Genomic DNA, 2,573 nt, shown 5'->3' with positions numbered 1-2,573 from the left:
ACTGCAAAGTGGTTCCAGGTAGTATATACCTACGATGCTAACTCCAGCATTTACAGATTATTCCTAAATGGAGTTAAGGTAATGCAGGATACAAGCACGTATAACGATGCACTTATGGGAGGAATTACCATTCCTACAACTGCAACGGACTTCTTTATCGGAAAGAATCCCAATACTGTTCAGACATGGTTGGGCAACTACCTTGGCGACATGGACGACTTCCGCCTTTACAATGTAGCTCTAACCGAAGATCAGGTTGGCGCTCTCTACAATGGAGAAAATGGTGCCGAAGGAAACTAACAATAAGGGGTTAGGTTTAGGTTGTTTTTAGATTCAATTGTGAGAAGGGGGAGACTCTTGCTCCCCCTTACTTTTAACTTCTAGAATTTTCATTTTACGTTTCAACTTACCATCATGAATAAGCTGATCTACCTTTCCATTATCAGCATAGCAATACTTTGCAGCTGTCAGAACAATTCCAAGGCTCAGCTTAGCGACAATGCCTTGCTGGATACGGTGCAAAGGCAAACTCTAAAATATTTCGTCGACTTTGCCCAACCAAAATCGGGCATGGCTCGTGAAAGAAGTAATGATCAAAGTGACGGTAACTATATTGTAACCACTGGTGGCACTGGTTTTGGTATTATGGCATTGGTGGTTGGTGCCGATAGGCACTTTATAACAAGAGATGCAGCCGTTAAACAAATTTCAAGAATTGTAGATTTTTTGGATACCTGCGACCGCTACCACGGTGCATGGTCACACTGGTACAACGGAAACACTGGTAAAACATTTCCATTCAGCCAATACGACAACGGCGGTGATCTAGTAGAAACAGCTTACCTTGTGCAAGGACTGCTTGCAGCACGAGCATACTTCAATAGTGGATCGCCGGAAGAGGTGACGCTACAAAACAAGATTACAAAGCTTTGGGAGGGAGTTGATTGGAACTGGTATACTAACCATACCGATTCACTCTACTGGCATTGGTCTCCCAACTACCAGTGGAAAATGAACATGCCCATTAAGGGCTGGAATGAGTGCCTGATAACCTACATTTTAGCAGCCTCATCACCTACACATCCCATCGACTCTGCTGTTTACCATGCCGGATGGACAAAATCTAACCATTTTTACAATGGGAACAGCTACTATGGCTATCCACTTGCACTTGGATTCCCATATGGAGGTCCACTCTTCTTTACACAATATTCCTTTTTGGGACTTAATCCCAATGGTCTGTCGGATAGGTATGCCAACTACGAAGAGTTAAATAGAAATCAAACGCTCATTAACTACACCTACTGCGTCAAAAATCCAAAACACTACAAGGGATACGGTGAGAATTGCTGGGGATTAACGGCCAGCGATAACTACGAAGGTTACTCTGCCCAATCGCCCACCAATGATCTGGGCGTAATTTCCCCAACTGCTGCGCTCTCGGCATTTCCTTACACACCGGAGCAAAGCATGGCTGCCCTGAAACATTTTTACTATGACCTTGGCGGTAAAATTTGGGGGAAATATGGCTTTATTGATGCCTTCTCTGAACAAAAAAACTGGTATGCCGACAGCTACTTAGCCATCGACCAAGGACCCATAGTTGTAATGATTGAAAACTATCGAAGCGGATTATTGTGGAATCTATTTTCCACTATTCCTGAAGTTCAGAAGGGGCTCTCACTGCTCGATTTTAAGTACGCAAAAGCACCTGTTAAGCAACAATAGTCGCTAAACACGCTAGTCTAAACAAGGATAATCTTCATCTCAAAATATATAACCATGAACTGGAAATTAAAAGCTCTACTTAGCCTAACCATTCCAGGGGTAATCACAATATTTCAGGCATGTAACCACAAGCCCGAATCGGCAAATGCTGTATATGAGCAAAAGGCTGACTCCATAATAAAACTGATGACGCTGGAGGAGAAAATTGGTCAGCTATCGCTCTTTACCAGCGATTGGGACGTTACCGGACCAATGATGAACAATAACTACATACAGCTAATAAAGGAAGGCAAGGCTGGTGCCATATTCAATGCCTACACTGTGGATTACGTTAGGAAACTACAGAAGGTGGCTGTGGAAGAATCAAGGCTGCACATCCCCCTGATTTTTGGATATGATGTAATACATGGACACCGGACCATTTTCCCCATTCCGCTTGCGCAAGCCTGCAGCTGGGACTTGGAATCCATAGAACATTCGGAACAAATTGCTGCCGACGAGGCCACTGCCGAAGGAATCAATTGGACCTATGCTCCAATGGTTGACATTACTCGCGATCCTCGCTGGGGCAGAGTGATGGAGGGAGCCGGTGAGGACACATGGCTAGGATGCCAAATTGCTGCAACTCGCGTGAAGGGCTTTCAGGGAGACAACCTTGCCGCTAACAACACACTTCTTGCCTGCGTTAAGCACTTTGCCGCCTACGGTGCGCCGGAGGCTGGTCGTGATTACAACACTGTGGATATGTCCATGCAAACGCTTTTTGGAAATTATCTTCCACCCTACAAAGCGGCCATAGATGCAGGTGTTGGCTCGGTAATGACCTCCTTCAACGAAATTAATGG

At 44.8% G+C, this 2,573-nt stretch carries 3 protein-coding genes; all 3 read left to right on the top strand.

The genetic code is table 11. The annotated features are described in order from the left end of the window. A partial coding sequence (locus tag VMW01_01170) for a LamG-like jellyroll fold domain-containing protein (protein ID HUW04844.1) occupies positions 1 to 300 on the top strand: 300 nt, incomplete at its 5' end. 114 nt (positions 301 to 414) lie between these two features. Further along, positions 415 to 1,728: a glucoamylase family protein gene (locus VMW01_01165; GenBank protein HUW04843.1), complete on the top strand. Its 1,314-nt coding sequence runs from the start codon at positions 415 to 417 to the stop codon at positions 1,726 to 1,728. Positions 1,729 to 1,782: 54 nt separating this feature from the next. Next, the coding region (locus tag VMW01_01160; GenBank protein HUW04842.1) for a glycoside hydrolase family 3 N-terminal domain-containing protein at positions 1,783 to 2,573 on the top strand (791 nt) is incomplete at its 3' end.

The organism is Williamwhitmania sp., from assembly GCA_035529935.1.
Lineage (GTDB): Bacteria > Bacteroidota > Bacteroidia > Bacteroidales > Williamwhitmaniaceae > Williamwhitmania.
The sequence above is the reverse complement of the archived record's forward strand: the minus strand, read 5'-3'. Positions and strand labels throughout refer to the sequence as shown.